Source organism: Streptomyces sp. SKN60 (assembly GCF_026236535.1).
Classification (GTDB): Bacteria; Actinomycetota; Actinomycetes; order Streptomycetales; family Streptomycetaceae; genus Streptomyces.
This window is the reverse complement of record NZ_JAHTMW010000010.1, coordinates 69,550-88,608: the sequence shown is the minus strand read 5'-3', so window position 1 is coordinate 88,608 and position 19,059 is coordinate 69,550. Positions and strand designations below refer to the sequence as shown.

Annotated in this window: 18 protein-coding genes; 14 read left to right on the top strand and 4 right to left on the bottom strand. The window is 73.5% G+C overall.

The genetic code is table 11. The features are described 5' to 3' along the window. Window positions 1-57: 57 nt before the first annotated feature. Entirely contained in the window at window positions 58-792 is a 735-nt protein-coding gene (locus KV205_RS18360) for an SseB family protein (RefSeq protein ID WP_265865479.1), read from the top strand. 257 nt (window positions 793-1,049) lie between these two features. Here the strand turns inward: KV205_RS18360 and KV205_RS18355 are convergent, their stop codons facing one another. Continuing rightward, on the bottom strand, window positions 1,050-1,427 hold the full coding sequence (locus KV205_RS18355) for a DUF1844 domain-containing protein (RefSeq protein ID WP_265865478.1): 378 nt from the start codon (window positions 1,425-1,427) through the stop codon (window positions 1,050-1,052). A 272-nt stretch (window positions 1,428-1,699) separates the two neighbouring features. Here KV205_RS18355 and infC point away from each other — a divergent pair, with 272 nt between their 5' ends. The 10 genes from infC to KV205_RS18305 all read left to right on the top strand — a co-directional run bounded on the left by infC (window position 1,700) and on the right by KV205_RS18305 (window position 13,123). Then, complete coding sequence (gene infC / locus KV205_RS18350; RefSeq protein WP_265865678.1) at window positions 1,700-2,440, top strand: translation initiation factor IF-3; 741 nt, start codon at window positions 1,700-1,702, stop codon at window positions 2,438-2,440. Window positions 2,441-2,565: 125 nt separating this feature from the next. Further along, on the top strand, window positions 2,566-2,760 hold the full coding sequence (gene rpmI / locus KV205_RS18345; protein ID WP_015032399.1) for a 50S ribosomal protein L35: 195 nt from the start codon (window positions 2,566-2,568) through the stop codon (window positions 2,758-2,760). Window positions 2,761-2,868: 108 nt separating this feature from the next. Continuing rightward, window positions 2,869-3,255 (top strand): 50S ribosomal protein L20, encoded by a 387-nt coding sequence (gene rplT / locus KV205_RS18340; protein ID WP_225799578.1) that lies wholly within the window; start codon window positions 2,869-2,871, stop codon window positions 3,253-3,255. Between the two features lie 123 nt (window positions 3,256-3,378). Beyond that, window positions 3,379-4,227 (top strand): RNA methyltransferase, encoded by an 849-nt coding sequence (locus KV205_RS18335; RefSeq protein ID WP_265865477.1) that lies wholly within the window; start codon window positions 3,379-3,381, stop codon window positions 4,225-4,227. A 102-nt stretch (window positions 4,228-4,329) separates the two neighbouring features. Beyond that, window positions 4,330-5,598 carry an ATP-binding protein gene (locus tag KV205_RS18330; RefSeq protein ID WP_265865476.1) on the top strand — a complete coding sequence of 423 codons (1,269 nt, stop codon included), beginning with the start codon at window positions 4,330-4,332 and terminating at the stop codon, window positions 5,596-5,598. Window positions 5,599-5,758: 160 nt separating this feature from the next. Beyond that, window positions 5,759-6,886 carry a phenylalanine--tRNA ligase subunit alpha gene (gene pheS, locus KV205_RS18325; protein ID WP_265865475.1) on the top strand — a complete coding sequence of 376 codons (1,128 nt, stop codon included), beginning with the start codon at window positions 5,759-5,761 and terminating at the stop codon, window positions 6,884-6,886. After that, complete coding sequence (gene pheT / locus KV205_RS18320) at window positions 6,886-9,417, top strand: phenylalanine--tRNA ligase subunit beta (protein WP_265865474.1); 2,532 nt, start codon at window positions 6,886-6,888, stop codon at window positions 9,415-9,417. Before pheS ends, pheT begins: the two co-directional genes overlap by 1 nt. Window positions 9,418-9,671: 254 nt before the next feature. Next, complete coding sequence (locus KV205_RS18315; RefSeq protein ID WP_265865473.1) at window positions 9,672-10,709, top strand: PP2C family protein-serine/threonine phosphatase; 1,038 nt, start codon at window positions 9,672-9,674, stop codon at window positions 10,707-10,709. Between the two features lie 456 nt (window positions 10,710-11,165). Further along, the gene (locus KV205_RS18310; protein WP_265865472.1) at window positions 11,166-12,506 is read left to right on the top strand and encodes a transcriptional regulator; all 1,341 of its coding nucleotides are present in this window, start codon (window positions 11,166-11,168) and stop codon (window positions 12,504-12,506) included. Window positions 12,507-12,592: 86 nt separating this feature from the next. Further along, window positions 12,593-13,123 (top strand): NUDIX domain-containing protein, encoded by a 531-nt coding sequence (locus KV205_RS18305; protein WP_265865471.1) that lies wholly within the window; start codon window positions 12,593-12,595, stop codon window positions 13,121-13,123. Window positions 13,124-13,238: 115 nt separating this feature from the next. Here KV205_RS18305 and KV205_RS18300 read toward each other — a convergent pair whose 3' ends face one another. After that, entirely contained in the window at window positions 13,239-14,099 is an 861-nt protein-coding gene (locus KV205_RS18300) for a 3-hydroxybutyryl-CoA dehydrogenase (RefSeq protein ID WP_265865470.1), read from the bottom strand. A 203-nt stretch (window positions 14,100-14,302) separates the two neighbouring features. On the opposite strand from KV205_RS18300, the gene KV205_RS18295 reads away from it, so the two are divergent. Next, entirely contained in the window at window positions 14,303-15,508 is a 1,206-nt protein-coding gene (locus KV205_RS18295) for a glycoside hydrolase family 10 protein (RefSeq protein WP_265865469.1), read from the top strand. Between the two features lie 35 nt (window positions 15,509-15,543). On the opposite strand, the gene KV205_RS18290 is transcribed toward KV205_RS18295, so the two are convergent. Continuing rightward, window positions 15,544-15,747: a DUF1918 domain-containing protein gene (locus tag KV205_RS18290; protein WP_265865468.1), complete on the bottom strand. Its 204-nt coding sequence runs from the start codon at window positions 15,745-15,747 to the stop codon at window positions 15,544-15,546. 70 nt (window positions 15,748-15,817) lie between these two features. Further along, window positions 15,818-16,765 carry a DMT family transporter gene (locus tag KV205_RS18285; RefSeq protein WP_265865467.1) on the bottom strand — a complete coding sequence of 316 codons (948 nt, stop codon included), beginning with the start codon at window positions 16,763-16,765 and terminating at the stop codon, window positions 15,818-15,820. On the opposite strand from KV205_RS18285, the gene KV205_RS18280 reads away from it, so the two are divergent. Continuing rightward, entirely contained in the window at window positions 16,764-18,218 is a 1,455-nt protein-coding gene (locus KV205_RS18280) for a PLP-dependent aminotransferase family protein (protein WP_265865466.1), read from the top strand. The genes KV205_RS18285 and KV205_RS18280 overlap by 2 nt on opposite strands. A 214-nt stretch (window positions 18,219-18,432) precedes the next feature. Further along, window positions 18,433-19,008 (top strand): histidine phosphatase family protein, encoded by a 576-nt coding sequence (locus KV205_RS18275; protein WP_265865465.1) that lies wholly within the window; start codon window positions 18,433-18,435, stop codon window positions 19,006-19,008. Window positions 19,009-19,059: the final 51 nt, after the last annotated feature.

Genomic DNA, 19,059 nt, shown 5'->3' with positions numbered 1-19,059 from the left:
CACGGGGCCGTTCGGCCCGGGTCCGCCGGCCCGGCGGGCGGCGGTTAGGCTCGGCACGTGGCGCTCAAGAACATCCCCGACCCCGGTTTCTCCGACGACGACGGCACCGCCGACCCGGCGCTCGCCGCGGCCCTCGCGGCCTGGGCGGAGGACAGAACGGCCCACGGGCCGGTCCTGGAGGCGCTGCGCGGCGCCCGGCTGCTCGTTCCCGTCGTCGCCATCCTCGGCGAGGTCGAGGTGGACCCCGAGACGGGGCTCAAGCAGGAGAAGACCAGCGACATGGCCGTGCCGACGCTGACCGCGGGGGACCGGCGGGCGCTGCCCGCGTTCACCTCGATCGCCTCGCTGGCCCTGTGGGACCCGGCCGCCCGGCCGGTCGCGGTCCCGCTGCACCAGGCGCTCGCCGCGCTCGTCCACGAGAAGGCCGACACGCTGGTCCTGGACATGGCGGGCCCGGTGCCGTACCAGGTGGCCGGCTCCGCCCTGCTCGCCCTCGCCGAGGGCCGCACCAGCACCGACCCCCTGGACGACCCCGCGGTACGGGACGCGGTCCGCGCCGCCGTCGCCGCCGAACCCGCCGTCCTCCGCGCCCACCTGGGCCCCGGCACCGCCGACGGCACCCTCGCCCTCGTCCTGTCCGAGGACGCGCCCCCTGCGGAGGCCGCCCAGCGCGTCGCCCGCGCCCTCGCCGCCGACGAAACCCTGAGGGCCCGCCTGGTCCACGGCCTCGACCTGGCCCTCCTGCCGGCCTCGGCGACGCCTCCGGGCGAGCCCTTCTACGTACGCGACTGATGTGGGGGTGCGGGTGCGGGGGCGGCAGCCCTGGGACCCGTACCCGTACCGGCGCTGCTGCCTGCGGCCTCGTGGGCCCGTCCTAGCCGTACACCGGCCCCGTGGCTGCCTTCTCCCGGGGGACGCCCCCCGTACCCCCGCGCCCTACGGGCCCGTCCTAGCCGTACACCAGCCCCGTGGCTGCCTTCTCCCGGGGGGCGACCCCCGTACCCCCGCGGCCCTGCGGGCCAGGCAGCGCGCCCGGCCCGTTCCCGAACCTAGCCGTACACCGGCCCCGTGTACTTCTCGCCCGGGCCCTGGCCCGGCTCGTCCGGGACGAAGGAGGCCTCGCGGAAGGCGAGCTGGAGGGACTTCAGGCCGTCGCGGAGCGGGGCGGCGTGGAAGGAGGAGATCTCCGTGACGCCGGCGTCGAGCAGGCCCGCGAGGGCGTGGATCAGTTTGCGGGCCTCGTCGAGGTCCTTGTGCTCGTCGCCCTCCTCGGTGAGCCCGAGCTTCACCGCCGCGGCGCTCATCAGGTTGACGGCGACCGTGACGATCACCTCGACCGCAGGCACCTCCGCGATGTCGCGGGTCATGGCTGCGAAGTCGGGGGTCTCGGCGGAATCGGGGGACTCGTTCTGGGGCGTCTCGCTCATGGCCCCAACCCTAAGGGGGCGCGCGGTTCGCGCCGACCGCCGGGTCCTGCTAACCTTGTGTGACGACCGGCTGGACACCTTCGTGTCCGGCCCACAAGTGGAGGCTCCGATCTCCCACCTGGCCGCCCTCCGGGGCGGCGGGTCACCGGTCAGGTGGCGCCCATCGTTCCGTACGGACGATGGAGCCGCCCGATGTGCGCCCCGCGATGGCTTCGCGTCGGTGCTCCGGTTTCTTTGGAGCCCCGCCTGTGTCCCGTCCCGGGGCATTTTTCATGCACCGGATCGGTTGGTCTCGACAGTTCTACCGTGACGTGCCCGTCCGCCAGGCGGTCGCGTGGTGCAACCGAGGAGGATCCATCAGCGCCGAGCCCCGCATCAACGAGCGGATTCGCGTTCCCGAGGTGCGTCTTGTCGGCCCCAGCGGCGAGCAGGTGGGCATCGTCCCCCTTGCCAAGGCCCTGGAGCTCGCGCAGGAGTACGACCTCGATCTGGTTGAGGTCGCGGCGAACGCCCGTCCGCCCGTGTGCAAGCTCATGGACTACGGGAAGTTCAAGTACGAGTCGGCCATGAAGGCCCGTGAGGCGCGCAAGAACCAGGCGCACACGGTCATCAAGGAGATGAAGCTCCGGCCGAAGATCGACCCGCACGACTATGACACCAAGAAGGGTCACGTCGTCCGGTTCCTCAAGCAGGGCGACAAGGTCAAGATCACGATCATGTTCCGTGGTCGTGAGCAGTCCCGGCCCGAGCTCGGTTACCGACTGCTGCAGCGCCTCGCGGAGGACGTTCAGGAGCTTGGCTTCATCGAGTCCAACCCGAAGCAGGACGGCCGGAACATGATCATGGTTCTCGGTCCTCACAAGAAGAAGACCGAGGCCATGGCCGAGGCCCGCGAGGCCCAGGCCGCGCGCAAGGCCGAGCGCCAGGGCGGTTCGTCCGAGGCGCCCGCCGCCGCGGAGGCCCCGGCCGAGGAGGCTTCGGCCGACACGTCGGCCGAGAACGCCGAGGCGTGATCCCGAGGGGCTGCCACCCGGCAGCCCCGGGGCTCCGCCCGGAACCACCACACGAAGAATTGACGCTCCCGGACGCCCGGTGCCCGCACCGGGGGGAGCGCCACTGACGAGGAGAGAACGGCGCCATGCCGAAGAACAAGACGCACTCCGGTGCCAAGAAGCGCTTCAAGGTCACCGGCTCCGGCAAGATCCTGCGGGAGCGCGCCGGCAAGCGCCACCTGCTCGAGCACAAGTCGTCCAAGCTGACCCGTCGCCTCACCGGCAACGCGGAGATGGCCCCGGGTGACGCCGCCAAGATCAAGAAGATGCTGGGCATCTGATCTGATCTCCCGCCCTCGGCACTGACGAGGGCATCCGGCACAGACCGGGACCCATCCGATTTCCGGGTCGTGTGAACACACCACGGCCCCGCTACAAGGAGTAAAGAAGTGGCACGCGTCAAGCGGGCAGTCAACGCCCACAAGAAGCGCCGGGCGATCCTCGAGCAGGCCTCCGGCTACCGCGGTCAGCGTTCGCGCCTGTACCGCAAGGCCAAGGAGCAGGTCACCCACTCGCTGGTCTACAACTACAACGACCGCAAGAAGCGCAAGGGCGACTTCCGTCAGCTGTGGATCCAGCGCATCAACGCCGCTGCCCGCCTGAACGGCATGACGTACAACCGCCTCATCCAGGGTCTGAAGGCCGCCAACATCGAGGTGGACCGCAAGATCCTCGCCGAGCTGGCCGTCAACGACTCCAACGCGTTCGCCGCGCTGGTCGAGGTCGCGCAGAAGGCCCTCCCGGCCGACGTCAACGCCCCGAAGGCCGCCGCCTGATCTTCCAGGCCGCAGTACTTCTGCCCGGACCCGCAGGCCTCGCGCCTGCGGGTCCGGCGCGTTGACCGCCCCCTCCACCGTTCGCTTCCGCTTCCGTCCGACGAGTCAGAGAGCCGCAGGCACATGTCCACCCCCGAGCTGATCTCCCCGCGTTCGCCGCGCGTCGTCGCCGCCCGGAGGCTCGCCAAGCGCAATTTCCGGGGCAAGGACCGCCTCTTCATCGCCGAGGGCCCGCAGGCCGTCCGTGAGGCCGTCGAGCACCGCGGCGCCTCCGGAGAGCCCACCCTCGTCGAGCTCTTCTCCACCGTCGAGGCCGCCGAGCGCTACGCGCCGATCGTCGACGCCGCCCGCGCCTCCGGCGCCCGTGTGCACCTCGCCTCCGACGCCGTCCTCGCCGAGGTCTCGCAGACCGTCACCCCGCAGGGCCTCGTCGGCGTCTGCCGCTTCCTCGACTCGCCGTTCGAGGACATCCTCGCCGCCCGGCCCAAGCTGGTCGCCGTCCTCGCGCACGTCCGCGACCCCGGGAACGCCGGCACCGTGCTGCGCTGCGCCGACGCCGCCGGCGCCGACGCGGTGATCCTCACCGACGCGTCCGTGGACCTCTACAACCCGAAGTCCGTGCGCGCCTCCGTCGGCTCCCTCTTCCACCTCCCGGTCGCCGTCGGCGTCCCGGTCGAGCAGGCCGTCGCCGGCCTCAAGGACGCCGGTGTGCGGATCCTCGCCGCCGACGGGGCCGGCGAGGACGACCTGGACGCCGAGCTGGACGCCGGCACCATGGGCGGCCCGACCGCCTGGGTCTTCGGCAACGAGGCCTGGGGACTCCCGGAGGAGACCCGGGCGCTCGCCGACGCCGTCGTCCGGGTCCCGATCCACGGCAAGGCCGAGAGCCTCAACCTGGCGACCGCCGCCGCCGTGTGCCTCTACGCCTCGGCGCGCGCCCAGCGCACCCGCACCCCTCACACCACCGGCTGACACCCCAATCCGCCACGCCACCACTCCACCTGACGGCCTTTCGCCTAGTAGGGTGACGCTCTCGGGGCCCACTGCGGTACACGGAGGGGTGGGATTACGGGGATGACGGTCGGCACGGGCAGTCCCGCACAGGCACGGAGCGCCGCGCCGCACGCGCCCGAACCCCCGCCCGCGCCCGACCCCGCCGCGCCCCCGGCCGTCCCCGAACCGCGCCCGGCGCCCGAGGCCGGCACCCCGGCCCCCGTGTCGTACGAGAAGCCGGGCACCCCGCCCCGTACGAACCCGGGATCCCGCCGCGACGCCGCCACGGTCCCCGATCTCGGGCTCGACCCCGACGACCTGCCCGACGGGCTCGTCGTCGCCGACGAGACCGGGCGGATCATCTGCTTCAACGCTGCCGCCGGCCGCATCACCGCCGTGCCGCCCGCCGGCGCGCTCGGCCGGCCGCTGGACGAGGCGCTGCCCCTGGAGGACCTCAAGGGCAGCCGCTGGTGGCCCCTGACCGACCCCTACGGGGGCCTGGACACCCGGCGGGGGCAGCCCGAGCGGAACCTGCTGCTGCCGGGCGGGCGCGAGGTCCTCGTCTCCGCCCGCTACGTCCGCACGCACCCCGGCGGCCCCGTGCGCCGGGTCGTCGTCTCCCTGCGCGGCACCGAGGCCCGGCGGCGCACCGAGCGCAGCCACGCCGAGCTGATCGCGACCGTGGCGCACGAGCTGCGCTCGCCGCTGACCTCCGTGAAGGGCTTCACCGCCACCCTGCTCGACAAGTGGGAGCGGTTCACGGACGACCAGAAGCGGCTGATGCTGGAGACCGTCGACGCCGACGCCGGCCGGATCAAGCGCCTGATCGCCGAGCTCCTGGACATCTCGCGGATCGACTCCGGGCGTCTGGAGGTGCGCCGGCAGACCGTGGACATCGCGGCGGCCGTCGGCCGGCACGTCCACGCGTACGTCACCGGCGGCCAGTCCCCGGACCGCTTCTTCGTACGGGTGCGGCCCGGCCTGCCCGAGCTGTGGGCCGACCCCGACAAGATCGACCAGATCCTCGGCAACCTGCTGGAAAATGCGGTGCGCCACGGCGAGGGAACCGTCACCATCGAGGTGGCACCCACCACGGCCACCAGCGACGGAGAGAAGGGGACGGAGGTCACCGTGAGCGACGAGGGCCCCGGCATCCCCGAGGAGTCGATGGGCCGTGTCTTCACCCGCTTCTGGCGGGGCAGCAAGCGCGGCGGCACCGGGCTCGGCCTCTACATCGTCAAGGGCGTCGTCGAGGCCCACGGCGGGACGATCACCGTCGGACGCGGTCCCCGTGGCGGGGCCGAGTTCCGATTTATCCTGCCCGTCGGCACCCCGGCACACCTCCTCTGACGTCTCAGCCAGCGAGACCGTCCCGATTCAGGAGCCGTCCGGCCCGCCCACGTGCTCATTCGCGTCCCACCACCCCGTTAGACTCGTCCTTTGGCACGTTTGCGCCCTTGACGTCGAGCTCGGGGGTCGCCCAGCCAAGCCAACGGAAGCACGGGAAGAGATGTCGGCACCCAATAAGTCGTACGACCCGGTCGAGGTCGAGGCCTTGAAACCGGAAGAGATCGAGCGCATGCGGGACGAGGCGGTCGCCGCCTTCGCCGCCGCAGGCGACCTCGACGCGCTCGCCCACGCGAAGACGGCGCACACCGGCGGCACCTCGCCGCTGGCGCTCGCCAACCGCGAGATCGGCGCCCTGCCCCCGCAGGCCAAGGCCGCCGCCGGCAAGCTCGTGGGCCAGGCCCGCGGCGCCGTCTCCAAGGCCCTGGCCGCCCGCCAGGCCGAGCTGGAGGCCGAGCGCGACGCCCGGGTCCTCGTCGAGGAGGCCGTCGACGTCACCCTGCCGTACGACCGTGTCCCGGCCGGTGCCCGCCACCCGCTGACCACGCTCATGGAGCGCGTCGCCGACGTGTTCGTCTCCATGGGCTACGAGGTCGCCGAGGGCCCCGAGGTCGAGGCCGAGTGGTTCAACTTCGACGCGCTGAACTTCGTGCCGGACCACCCGGCGCGCCAGATGCAGGACACCTTCTTCGTCCAAGGCCCCGAGGGCACCACGGGCGACGAGTCCGGCGTCGTGCTGCGCACCCACACCTCGCCGGTGCAGGCCCGCACCCTCATCGACCGGGAGCCCCCGGTCTACGTGGTGTGCCCCGGCCGCGTCTACCGCACCGACGAGCTCGACGCGACCCACACCCCGGTCTTCCACCAGATCGAGCTGCTGGCCGTCGACGAGGGCCTGACCATGGCCGACCTCAAGGGCACCCTGGACCACATGGTCCAGGCGCTCTTCGGCCCGGACATGAAGACCCGGCTCCGCCCGAACTTCTTCCCCTTCACCGAGCCGTCCGCCGAGATGGACATGCTCTGCTACGTCTGCCGCGGCGAGTCCGTCGGCAACCCCGACCGCCCCTGCCGCACCTGCGGCAGCGAGGGCTGGATCGAGCTCGGCGGCTGCGGCATGGTCAACCCGAAGGTGCTGGTCGCCACCGGTGTGGACCCCGAGAAGTACAGCGGATTCGCCTTCGGGTTCGGCATCGAGCGGATGCTGATGTTCCGCCACAACGTCGAAGACATGCGAGACATGGTCGAGGGTGACGTCCGGTTCACCCGGCCGTTCGGGATGGAGATCTGATGCGGGTCCCGCTTTCCTGGCTGCGGGAGTACGTCGACCTGCCGGCGACCGTGACCGGCCGCGACGTACAGGCCAAGCTCATTTCGGCCGGCCTCGAGGTCGAGACCGTCGAACAGCTCGGCGCCGGCCTCACCGGCCCGCTGGTGGTCGGCAAGGTCCTCACCATCGAGGAACTGACCGAGTTCAAGAAGCCGATCCGCTTCTGCACCGTCGACGTCGGTCAGGCCAACGGCACCGGCGAGCCGCAGGAGATCATCTGCGGCGCCCGGAACTTCGCCGAGGGCGACAAGGTCGTCGTGGCCCTGCCCGGCGCCGTGCTGCCCGGCGACTTCCGGATCGCCGAGCGTAAGACGTACGGCAGGGTCTCGCGCGGCATGATCTGCTCGGGCGACGAGCTCGGCATGGGCGACGACGGCACGCACGGCATCATCGTGCTGCCGCCGGAGTACGAGGTCGGCACCGACGCCACGGTCCTCCTGGAGCTGTTCGACGAGGTCCTCGACATCGCCGTCACCCCGGACCGCGGCTACTGTCTCTCGATCCGCGGCGTCGCCCGCGAGACCGCCATCGCGTACGGGCTTCCGCTGCGCGACCCGGCGCTGCTCGACGTGCCCGCGCCCAACGCGTACGGCTACCCGGTCCAGATCGCCGACCCGATCGGCTGCGACCGCTTCACCGCGCGCACGGTCGTGGGCGTGGCTCCCGAGGCCCGCACCCCGATCTGGATGCAGCGGCGCCTGCAGAAGGCCGGCATGCGCTCGGTCTCGCTGGCCGTGGACATCACCAACTACGTGATGCTGGAGCTGGGCACCCCGCTCCACGCCTACGACCGCACCCGGCTCGACGGTCCCATCGGGGTCCGCCGCGCCGCCGAGGGCGAGACGATCACCACGCTCGACGGCGCCAAGCGCGTCCTCGACTCCGGCGACCTGGTGATCACCGACAACAGCGGCCCGATCGCGCTGGCCGGTGTCATGGGCGGCGCCCACACGGAGATCGCCGACCCGGAGACCGACCCCGAGACCGGCGTCGTCACGGGCACCACCGAGGTCGTCATCGAGGCCGCCCACTTCGACCCGATCACCATCGCCCGGACCTCGCGCCGCCACAAGCTGTCGACCGAGGGCTCCAAGCGCTGGGAGCGGGGCGTCGACCCGAAGGCCCCGAGCGCGGCCGCGCAGCGCTGCGTCGACCTGCTGGTGCTGCTCGCGGGCGGCACGGCTGAGACCGGCGTCACCGAGGTCGTCGCGCCGTCCGCGCCGCACACCATCACCATGCCGGCGCACCACCCGGACAAGGTCGCGGGCGTCGACTACGGCCGTGAGACCGTCGTCCGCCGCCTGCAGGAGATCGGCTGCGACGTCTACGGGCAGGACGAGCTCGTCGTCACCGTCCCGTCGTGGCGTCCCGACCTGTACGTGCCGAACGACCTCGCCGAGGAGGTCATCCGCCTGGAGGGTTACGAGAACCTGCCCTCCACGCTGCCGAAGCCCCCGGCCGGCCGCGGGCTGACCGAGCGCCAGCGCGTCCACCGCCGGGTGGGCCGCACGCTGGCCGGCGCCGGCTACGTCGAGGCGCTGAACTACCCGTTCATCGGCGAGCAGGTCTTCGACCAGCTCGGCCTGGACGCGGACGACGCCCGCCGCCGGGTGGTCAAGCTGGTCAACCCGCTGTCCGACGAGGAGCCCGCGCTCCGTACGACGCTGCTGCCGGGCCTGCTCGGCGCGCTGCGCCGCAACGACGGGCGCGGCAGCCACGACCTTGCGCTGTTCGAGACGGGTCTGGTCTTCCGTCCCACCGAGGGGCAGCCGGCCGTGGCCGTCCGCCTGGGTGTCGACGGGCGTCCCTCCGACGAGGACATCGCCCGGGTCAACGCCGCGCTGCCCGCGCAGCCGCGCCGCGCCGCGGTCGTCCTGGCCGGCTCCCGCGAGCAGGCCGGCTGGTGGGGCAAGGGCCGCCCGGCCGACTGGGCCGACGCGATCCAGGCCGCGCGTCTGGTCGCCGCCGAGTCCGGCACGGAGCTGCTGATCGCCGCCGACCAGCACGCCCCGTGGCACCCGGGCCGCTGCGCCTCCTTCCACGTCGTCATCGACGGCGAGAAGGTCCTGGCCGGTCACGCCGGCGAGCTCCACCCCCGCGTGGTCAAGGCCCTCGGCCTCCCGGCCCGCACCTGTGCGATGGAGCTGGACCTCGACATCCTGGAGCGCGCGAGCGAGGGCCCCCTGAAGGCCCCGAGCATCTCGGCCTTCCCGGTCGCCACCCAGGACGTCGCCCTGGTCGTCGACCAGGACGTCCCCGCCGCCACGGTCGAGCACCACCTGGCCGCCGGCGCGGGCGAACTCCTGGAGTCCATCCGCCTGTTCGACGTCTACACCGGCGACCAGATCGGCGCCGGCAAGAAGTCCCTGGCCTACGCCCTCCGCTTCCGCGCCCCCGACCGCACCCTGACGGTCGACGAGGCCACGGCCGCCCGCGACGCCGCGGTCGCCACGGCGTCGGAGCACACGGGCGCGGTGCTGCGCGGCGCCTGATCGCAGGAGCGACACGGAAGGGGCCCTGCCCGGGGCGAACACCCGGGGCAGGGCCCCTTTCCGTGCGCCCGCCCTGTGCCGTACGCCCGTACTTCCGTACGGGACACCCCGAGGGTTACTCACTCCTTCGGGTGAGATCTCCCGGGGAGGGTGTCCCCGGTGCGGTGGGGGTCGCGAGAATCGACGCGGTCACAGGGGCGGGCCTGTGTGCCGCAGGGTCTTCGGGCGCTGGCGGGCCTCGGGAAGGGCCGTGGATGTTCCGTGACTGGGGAGTGGTCGGCCAGGGCTCCCGGCTGAGGCGGAGTGGTCCGCTGGTGGCTCCGGTGGTGTGGGGCGGGCTGGCCGTGGCGTGGCGGGTGTGGTGTCCGCTGGCCCGGGAGCCGGGGCTGCCGATGCGGGTGGCCACCAGTGTGGTGTTCCTGACCGTCGGGATCGGGCTGCTGCTCGGGGTGCGGGGCGGGCTCGTGCGGGAGCTGGCGCGGGTGCGGGCCGTGGCCGAGGCAGCGCAGCAGGTGCTGCTGCGGCCGCCGGCGGCGCGGATCGACGGACTCGCGGTCGCGGCGGGGCAGTTGTCGGCCGCGCGGGGCGCGGTGGTGGGCGGGGATTTGTACGAGGCGGTGGCCACGCCGTACGGGGTGCGGATCGTGATCGGGGACGTGCGCGGGCACGGGCTCGCCGCGCTCGGCACGGTGGTCGCGCTGCTCGGGAGCTTCCGGGAGGCGGCCCACGACGAGGCCGAACTCGCGGACGTGCTGCGGAGGTTGGAGCGAGCGCTCGGGCGGCATCTGTGCGAGCGGGCCCGCGAGGAGCATCCGGTGGCCGAGGAGTTCGCGACCCTGCTGCTCCTGGAGATCGGGCCCGACGGGGAGCTCCGGATCCTCGACTGCGGCCACCCCGGCCCGTACCGGATCGGCGGCCGGCGCGTCGAGCCCGTACCCGTCGGCGATCCGCTGCCCCCGCTCGGCTCGTTCCCGCTGCCCTCCGACCTCGTGCCGTACGCCGCGCCCCGGCTGCTGCCCGGCGAGACCCTGGTGCTGCACACCGACGGCGCCGAGGAGGCCCGGGACCACCGGGGCCGGTTCTTCCCGCTGCCCGCGGTGCTCGCCGGCGCGGCCCGGGAGGCCCCGGCGGAGCTCGTACGCCAGGTGCACACCGCCCTGCTGCGGCACACGGGCGGCCGTCTCGCCGACGATGTGGCCCTGCTCGCCGTCCGCAACGACCGGGTACGGGTACCGGCGCAGCCCGCCGAACCCGGGCTGCGCCGTACCCGGCCCACGCCCTCCCCTCATTGAGAGGGGCCGGGGTGGCCGGCGCCGCCCGCGCTGCCACGGAGTGTCGGGCAGATCAGCAGCACGGACGGCGCGCGGACCGGGCGACCGCACTGTACGAGGGGGAGCCGGCGGCCCGGTCCTCGCCCTTCGGCGAGGGAGCCAAGTCAACCCGTACCGGGGCGACTTCGACAGCGTGCACGGAACGGAACAACGAGTACTTCATTCACACCCCGTGTGAAAGCGGCCCGTACCGGGGCGTGTTCCGCCGGACAGGCCCCTAGGGCCTGTCCGGCGGATCATGGCCGGGTCCGCGGCGTCTGGCACGGCACCTGGCCGCGTTGCCGAAGCGCCCCGATAGCTCCGCTATCGAGACGCTCCGGCGCCTTGCCATCCACCGCACCAGACGCCGCGGCCTGTCCGACCCTGATCCGCCGGACAGGCCCTAGTCTGAGCGCACCGAATCACCGGAGCGGTCCCATGCACCCCAACACCCTCCTCGACGCGATGCTCGCCGAAGCGGGCATCTCCCACGCCGGCTTCGCCGCCCGGGTGAACCAGGCGGGCCGCGCCCGTGGGCTCGCCCTGCGCTACGAACACACCGCCGTGGCCCGCTGGTTGAAGGGCCAGCGGCCGCGCGGCCAGGTGCCCGACCTGATCTGCGAGGTGCTCGCCGGGCGGCTGCAGCGCGCCGTCACCCTCGACGACATCGGCCTCGGCGTACCCGGCGCGGTCCTGCCCGCGCCCGGCTCCCCGCTCGCCGGCTTCGTCGAGCGGGCCACCGCCCTGTGGCGTTCCGACGAGCAGCGCCGCCCGCACGTCATAGGGGCGCCCGCCGTGACCGGCAACCCCGCCGTGATGCCGGTGTGGGAGTGGGAGAACCCGCCGGAGGACGCCGATGTCTCGCGGGCCGGCCGCACCCGCGTCTCGGCCGCCGACGTGTCGATGCTGGCGGCGGCCCGGGCGCACTACGAGCAGATGTACCGCAAGGCCGGCGGCATGGCCACCCGCGCCCGGATCGTCGGCTTCCTCACCACGGAGACCGCACCGCTGCTGCGCGGCGGTTACGGCGACGCGCTCGGCCGGCAGCTGCACCGGGCGACCGGCGGTCTGGTGGCGGTGGCCGGGATCTGCGCCTACGACTCCGACGCCCAGGGCCTGGCCCAGCGCTACTTCCACCAGGCGCTGCGGCTCGCCAAGGCGAGCGGCGACCGCGGCCTCGGCGCCTATGTGGTGGCGCTGCTCGTCAACCAGTGCCTGTTCATGGGGGAGTACCGGCAGGCGGTGGCCTTCGCGGAGGCGGCGCTGCGCTCGGCGCGCCACGAGATCACGCCGGCGCTCGCCGCCGATCTGACGGCGATGCAGGCGAAGGCGTACGCGCACCTCGGCGACGGCGCCGCGGCGCTCGCCCGGATCCGGCGGGCGGAGGCCGAGGCGGAGCGGATCAGCCCGGGCAGCGAGCCGGCCGAGACCGGTTATGTGCAGCCGGGCCTGGTCAACGTGCAGGTGGCGGAGGCCCTGCTCAGTCTGGGCGAACTGGCCGCGGCCCACGAGCACGCGGCCGCCGCCGTCGGCACCCCGGCCCACGACCGGGGCCGGGTGCACCGGCTCGCGATGCTCTGCCAGATCGAGCTGCGGCAGGGCGAGCCGGACCGCGCCGCGGACACGGCGGTGGAGATGACCGAGCGGGCCCGGGGGATGGAGTCGCGGCGGCTGCGGGAACGGCTGCTGCTCGTCCGCGAGCAGTTGCTCGCGAGCGGGGGAGCGGATGCGCGCCGGGCGGCCGAGATCGTCGACAGTGCGCTGCGCGTGCCTCTGTGAGCGTGTCCTTGCGACCTGGTCGCACCTGCGATATTGCCACCAAGTAATCACCGACCTGTCGAAGGCTGTCGGAAGGTGGCAAAAACGTGCAATGGACGAAACTGAACGAACAGCCCGTGTATGAGAACCGCTGGTTCCGGGTCAACCTCGCGGACGTCGAACTCCCCGACGGCCGCCGCCTCGACCACTATCTGATCCGGCTGCGCCCGGTCGCCGCCGCGACCGCCGTCAACGCCGCCGACGAGGTCCTGCTGCTCTGGCGCCACCGTTTCATCACCGACAGCTGGGGCTGGGAGCTCGCCGCCGGCGTCGTCGAGGACGGCGAGGACCTCGCGGCCGCCGCCGCCCGCGAGATGGAGGAGGAGACCGGCTGGCGCCCCGGACCGCTGCGCCCGCTGCTCACCGTGGAGCCCTCCAACGGCCTCTCCGACGCCCGCCACCACCTCTACTGGAGCGAGGAGGCCACCTGGACCGGGCCGCCGCAGGACGCCTTCGAGTCCTCACGCCTGGAATGGGTGCCGCTCAAGCTCGTGCCCGACATGATCGCCCGCGGCGAGGTCCCGGCCGCCGGCATGGCCGCCGGGCTGCTGCTCCTGCACCACCTGCGGCTGGGGTGAGCCCGGCCGAGGCGGGGGCGGGCCCGGCCGAGGCAGGGACGAGCCCGCGAAAAAAGCGCCGGACGGCCCGTACCTGTGCGGTGTACGAGCCGTCCGGCAGAGCACTCCCGGGGTCTCAGGAGTACGGATAGAAGCCCGAGCCGGTCTTCCGGCCCAGGCGGCCCGCGTCCACCATGCGCTGCAGCAGCGGGGGAGCAGCGTACAGCGGCTCCTTGTACTCGGCGTACATCGAGTCGGCGATCGAGGCGATCGTGTCCAGACCGATCAGGTCCGACAGCTTCAGCGGGCCCATCGGGTGGGCGCAGCCGAACTCCATGCCGTTGTCGATGTCCTCGCGGCTCGCGATGCCCGACTCGAACATCCGGATCGCGGAGAGCAGATACGGCACGAGCAGGGCGTTCACCACGAAGCCGGAGCGGTCCTGCGCGCGGATCGCGTGCTTGCCGAGGGTCTTCTCGGCGAACAGCTGGGCCCGGCTGATCGTGCCCTCGGAGGTGGTGAGGGCGGGGATCAGCTCGACCAGCTTCTGCACCGGAGCCGGGTTGAAGAAGTGGATGCCGATGACGTGGTCGGGGCGGGAGGTCGCCACGGCCAGCTTCACCAGCGGGATGGAGGAGGTGTTCGAGGCCAGGATGGCGTCGGGCCGGGTCACCACCTGGTCGAGCACCTGGAAGATCTCGGTCTTGACCTGCTCGTTCTCGACGACGGCCTCGATGACGAGATCGCGGTCCGCGAACTCGCCCAGGTCGGTCGTGAAGCTGAGCCGCGCGAGCGTCGCGTCGCGCTCCTCCTCGCTGATCTTGCCGCGTTCGGCGGCCTTCGCGAGCGAGTTGTAGAGCCGCGTGCGGCCGATCTCCAGCGCCTCGCCGGTGGTCTCGGCGACCTTCACGTCGAGTCCGCTGCGGGCGCACACCTCGGCGATGCCCGCGCCCATCTGGCCGCAGCCGACCACTCCGATGCGCTCAATGTCGGCCATGGAGTCCGTCACCTCGTGCCTTTCGCTTCTCTGCTGGCGGCGGTGGGCCCGTGTGATTCCGGTGCGCGTCCGCCTCGACTCCACGACGTTACTCCCGACACGCGCGATGATCGATCGTTCTGGGGTGGGCATGCTGTCCGATGGGCTGTGACGTATCCGATAGCGAGGGGTGACAAATGCCGCCGATCGGTAGAAGAGGGTTCATGGCGGGTGCGGCTCTGACCGCGCTCGGTCTCCCGTCCGGGGACGGGGACGTCTCCACGGCGGCGGAGGCCGCCGGCCGCCCCGCGCGGTCGCGGAGGGAAGGCGGCGAGTTCCGCGCCATGTGGATCGCCACCGTCACCAACCGCGACTTCCCGTCCCGCCCCGGCCTCACCGCCGCCGAGCAGCGCGCCGAGCTCGTCGGCTGGCTCGACCTCGCGGTACGGCGCCGGATGACCGCGGTCATGCTCCAGGTCCGGCCCTCGGCCGACGCCCTGTGGCCCTCGCCGTACGAGCCCTGGGCGCAGTGCCTCACCGGTGTGCAGGGCCGGGACCCCGGCTGGGACCCGCTCGGCACGGCGGTGAACGAGGCGCACGCGCGCGGCCTGGAGCTGCACGCCTGGTGCAATCCGTACCGGGTGGCGGGCCACGCCGACCCGCGGAGGCTCGCACCGGACCACCCGGTGCGCCGGCACCCCGAGTGGGCGCTCGTCCACGACGGGCGGATGCTCTACAACCCGGGCCTGCCCGAGGTCCGGCGGCACGTCCAGGACGCCATGCTCGACGCCGTACGCCGCTACGACATCGACGCGCTGCACTGGGACGACTACTTCTATCCGTATCCGGTGGCCGGGCAGGCCGTCGACGACGACGCGGCCTTCGCGCGGTACGGGACGGGCTTCGCCGACCGGGCGGCCTGGCGGCGGAACAACACCGATCTCCTGGTCTCCGAGATGGCGGCCCGGATCAGGGCGGTGAAGCCGGAGGTGGCCTTCGGCATCAGCCCCTTCGGCATCTGGCGGCACGCGTCGACCGACCCGGCCGGCTCCGCCACCAGCGGGGGCGTGCAGACCTACGACGACCTGTACGCGGACAGCAGGCGCTGGATCCGGGAGCGCTGGATCGACTACGCGGTCCCGCAGCTCTACTGGAACATCGGCTTCCGGTCCGCCGACTACGCCGAGCTGGTGCGCTGGTGGGACGGGGCCGTGCGCGGCACCGGCGTGCGGCTGTACATCGGCGAGGCGCTGTACAAGGTGGGGGACCCGGCGCAGCCGGCGGCCTGGCGGGACCCGCGCGAGCTGGTCCGGCATGTGCGGCTCGCCCGCTCGTACGAGAACGTCGGCGGGCATGTCTACTTCGCGGCCCGGGAGGCCGCGAAGGACCCGCTGGGCGCGCTCACCGCCGTCCTCGACGCCTCACCCTGAACCGCTCTGTTTCCCGTGGCCCCGGGGCCGGGGGCTCACTGGCCCCCGGGCTCCGGGCGGTGGCGGACGGTGGTGTCGGGGCCCGGCGACATCACGGCCTCGTGGCCGTCGTCGTCGAACTTCACGCGGAACGGGGGGTTGCCGTTCTCGCCCATGACCTGAACGACTTCGGCCGTTCGCTCGTGCTGTCCGACCGTACGGCCGTGCACGACCAGCTTGTCGCCCTTGGACGCACGCATCGGTTCCTCCTGGCGTTCGCGGCTGGGGCTGCCCTACTCGGAGTCTACGTCTGCCATTGTGACCTGCGTCTCAGCTCTTCGCCCGCTGGGTCACGGCGATGCAGACCAGCACGCCGACGGCGGCGATCGGGGCGGCCGGGGCCAGGTCCTCGCCGAGCACGGTCACCGACCAGAAGAGGGTGAGCAGCGGCTGGGCGAGCTGGAGCTGGCTGGCGCGCGGGATGCCGATCCGAGCCATGCCGCGGTACCAGACGTACAGGCCGAAGAAGGTCGAGCCGGCCGCCACCCAGACGAGACCCGCGACGCCGTGCGCGGTGAGGCGCACCGGCTCGTACGTGAGCGCCACGGCCGCGCCGGCCGTCATCAGCGGCAGGCACAGGACCAGCGCCCAGCCGACCACCTGCCAGCCCGGCATCAGGCCGGCGAGCCGCCCGCCCTCGGTGTATCCGGCTGCGCACACGAGCAGCGCGCCGAAGAGGTAGAGGTCGCCGGCGGACAGGGCGCCGCCGCTCTGCTGCACGGTGAAGGCGAGGACCACGACGGCTCCGGCGACGGCCGCGATCCAGAAGGTACGGGACGGGCGGCGGCCGGTACGGATCGCGGCGAAGGTCGCGGTGGTCAGCGGCAGCAGCCCCACCACGACCGCGGCGTGCGAGGTGGTGGAGGTCCGCAGGGCCAGCGTGGTGAGCAGCGGGAAGCCGACGACCACGCCGCCCGCGACGACCGCGAGCCCGGCCCAGTGGCGCCGGTCCGGCAGCGGCACCCGGCCGGCGAGCAGGAAGGCCCCCGCGATCAGCGCGGCGAGCACCGAGCGGACGGCGACGAGCGACCAGGGGCCGAAGCTCTCCAGGCCCCAGACGGTGGACGGGAAGGTGAGCGAGAAGGCGAGCACGCCGAGCGCGGCGAGGAGGGTGCCGGTGCGGGAGTCGGTGCGGGTCCCCGAGTCCCCTGCGGCGGCCGGTCGGGTAGCGGTGACCGCTATCGTGCTCGATCCAGTAGCGCTATTCTGTGCTCTCATGCACGAGCGTAGCAGTGTCGCCGAACTGGCGGGATCCCTGAAAGCGGAGCTGAACCGCTACTCACCCGGAGAGAAGCTGCCGTCGAGCCGCGCTCTCGTCGAGCGCTACCGCGTCTCCCCGGTGACCGTCACCCGCGCCCTCGCCCAGCTCGCCGCCGAGGGCCTCGTCGTCACCCGGCCCGGCGCCGGCGCCTACCGCGCCGAGCCGCGCCCCGCCGCCCCCGCCACCGGCGACACCTCCTGGCAGGAGCTCGCGCTCAGCGCCGACGGCGCCACCGACCTCGTGCCGCGCGCCGTCGACGCCTCCGGCGTCCTCGTCACCCTCGCCGCGCCCCCGCCCGGCGTCGTCGAGTTCAACGGCGGCTACCTCCACCCCGCCCTCCAGCCCGAGCGGGCCCTCGCCGGCGCCCTCGCCCGGGCCGGCCGCCGCCCCGGCGCCTGGGGCCGCCCGCCCACCGACGGACTGCCCGAACTGCGCGCCTGGTTCGCCCGCGAGATCGGCGGCGGCGTCACCGCCGCCGAGGTCCTGGTCACCGCCGGCGGCCAGTCCGCCCTCACCACCGCGCTGCGCGCCCTCGCCGCGCCCGGCACCCCCGTGCTCGTCGAATCGCCCACCTACCCCGGCATGCTGGCCGCCGCGCGCGCCGCCGGACTGCGCCCGGTCCCGGTGCCCACCGACGCCGACGGCATCCGCCCCGACCTCCTCGAAGCCGCCTTCGGCGCCACCGGCGCCCGCGTCCTGGTCTGCCAGCCGCTGTTCCAGAACCCCACCGGCGGCGCCCTGTCCGCCGAACGCCGCACCGCCGTCGTCCGGACCGCCCGGGCCGCCGGCGCCTTCGTGATCGAGGACGACTTCGCCCGCCGCCTGGTCCACGCCGACGCCGCGCCGCTGCCGCCCACGCTCGCCGCCGACGACCCCGACGGCGTCGTCGTCCACGTCTGCTCGCTCACCAAGGTCACCTCGGCCAGCCTCCGGGTGGGCGCCCTCGCCGCGCGCGGCCCGGTCCTCGAACGCCTCCGCGCCATCCAGGTCGTCGACAGCTTCTTCGTACCCCGCCCGCTGCAGGAGGCGGCGCTCGAACTCGTCGGCTCCCCGGCCTGGAACCGGCATCTGCGGGCCGTCTCCGAGGAGTTGAAGCACCGCCGGGACACCATGACCGGCGCGCTCGGACTGCACCTGCCCGAACTCGCCCTGCCGCACGTCCCGTCCGGCGGCTACCACCTGTGGCTGCGGCTGCCCGACACCCTCCCCGAGACCGCCCTGCTGCCCGCCGCGCTGCGCGCCGGGGTCGCGGTCGCCCCCGGCCGCCCGTACTTCTGCGCCGAGCCGCCCGCCGGGCACATCCGGCTGAGTTTCGCGGGTGTCGCGGGCCCGACGGAGATCGTCGAGGGGGTGCGGCGGCTGCGCGCCGCCGTCGACGAGGCCGCCGGCCGGGAACTGTCGGGGGCGTGAGGGCCGGACGGGGCCGAGGGAGCGGCGGGGGCGCCCCGCCCGCGGTACCGCCCGCGGCACCTCCGACGCGCACGGCGTCCACGAGACGGTCGGTTTCACGCCACCGGAGAATCCGGACAAGTGGACGGCTCTCGGACCGCACCGAGCACCCGCCCCCGCCGAACCGGCATATGACCCCTTGACCTGCGGGCCCACCGGCCTCACGATCGCGGCCATGGGTCTTCGGGTCACGCTGGTCGCGGCGGCACGCAGCTCCTCACTGCTCGCCGAGCGCTTCGACGACGACCGGCCCCTCGACGAGGCCGGCTGGTACGAGGTGCAGCTCGCCGCGCCCCGGCTGGTTCCGCTCGGTGCGGCCGAGCTGCGCTACTGCTCGCCCACCGCCCGCAGCCGGGCCACCGGCACCGCCCTCGGCTACGCCCCGCTCGCACAGCCCGCCCTGCGCGACTGCGACATGGGCCGCTGGCGCGGACTCACCCTCGCCGAGGTCGCCGCCCTCGAACCGGCCGCTGTCGACGCCTGGCTCGCCGACCCGCGCACCGCCCCGCACGGCGGCGAGACCCTGCTGTCCTTCATCACCCGCGTCGGCGGCTGGCTCGACACCCGCCCGGCCGCCGACGGCGAGATCGTCGCCGTCGCCGAACCCGCCGTCGTACGGGCCGCCCTCGTCTACGCCCTGAAGGCCCCGCCCCCGACGTACTGGAACGTGGACGCCCGGCCCCTGTCGACGGTCACCCTGACCGGGCGCCCCGGGGCCTGGCACCTGGAGCTGGCGGCCGCGATGTCGTAGGCGTCGCCGGGAAGGTCGCCGGGAAGGTCGCCGGGGAGGTCGTCGGGAAGG

What these genes read in the sequence shown, in the direction of transcription:
- KV205_RS18355 (WP_265865478.1), bottom strand. Translation starts at nt 1,427, where the DNA reads ATGAGCGAGACGCCCCAGAACGAGTCCCCCGATTCCGCCGAGACCCCC.
- infC (WP_265865678.1), top strand. Translation starts at nt 1,700, where the DNA reads ATGCACCGGATCGGTTGGTCTCGACAGTTCTACCGTGACGTGCCCGTC.
- rpmI (WP_015032399.1), top strand. Translation starts at nt 2,566, where the DNA reads ATGCCGAAGAACAAGACGCACTCCGGTGCCAAGAAGCGCTTCAAGGTC.
- KV205_RS18335 (WP_265865477.1), top strand. Translation starts at nt 3,379, where the DNA reads ATGTCCACCCCCGAGCTGATCTCCCCGCGTTCGCCGCGCGTCGTCGCC.
- KV205_RS18330 (WP_265865476.1), top strand. Translation starts at nt 4,330, where the DNA reads ATGACGGTCGGCACGGGCAGTCCCGCACAGGCACGGAGCGCCGCGCCG.
- pheS (WP_265865475.1), top strand. Translation starts at nt 5,759, where the DNA reads ATGTCGGCACCCAATAAGTCGTACGACCCGGTCGAGGTCGAGGCCTTG.
- pheT (WP_265865474.1), top strand. Translation starts at nt 6,886, where the DNA reads ATGCGGGTCCCGCTTTCCTGGCTGCGGGAGTACGTCGACCTGCCGGCG.
- KV205_RS18315 (WP_265865473.1), top strand. Translation starts at nt 9,672, where the DNA reads ATGTTCCGTGACTGGGGAGTGGTCGGCCAGGGCTCCCGGCTGAGGCGG.
- KV205_RS18310 (WP_265865472.1), top strand. Translation starts at nt 11,166, where the DNA reads ATGCACCCCAACACCCTCCTCGACGCGATGCTCGCCGAAGCGGGCATC.
- KV205_RS18300 (WP_265865470.1), bottom strand. Translation starts at nt 14,099, where the DNA reads ATGGCCGACATTGAGCGCATCGGAGTGGTCGGCTGCGGCCAGATGGGC.
- KV205_RS18295 (WP_265865469.1), top strand. Translation starts at nt 14,303, where the DNA reads ATGGCGGGTGCGGCTCTGACCGCGCTCGGTCTCCCGTCCGGGGACGGG.
- KV205_RS18290 (WP_265865468.1), bottom strand. Translation starts at nt 15,747, where the DNA reads ATGCGTGCGTCCAAGGGCGACAAGCTGGTCGTGCACGGCCGTACGGTC.
- KV205_RS18280 (WP_265865466.1), top strand. Translation starts at nt 16,764, where the DNA reads ATGCACGAGCGTAGCAGTGTCGCCGAACTGGCGGGATCCCTGAAAGCG.
- KV205_RS18285 (WP_265865467.1), bottom strand. Translation starts at nt 16,765, where the DNA reads ATGAGAGCACAGAATAGCGCTACTGGATCGAGCACGATAGCGGTCACC.
- KV205_RS18275 (WP_265865465.1), top strand. Translation starts at nt 18,433, where the DNA reads ATGGGTCTTCGGGTCACGCTGGTCGCGGCGGCACGCAGCTCCTCACTG.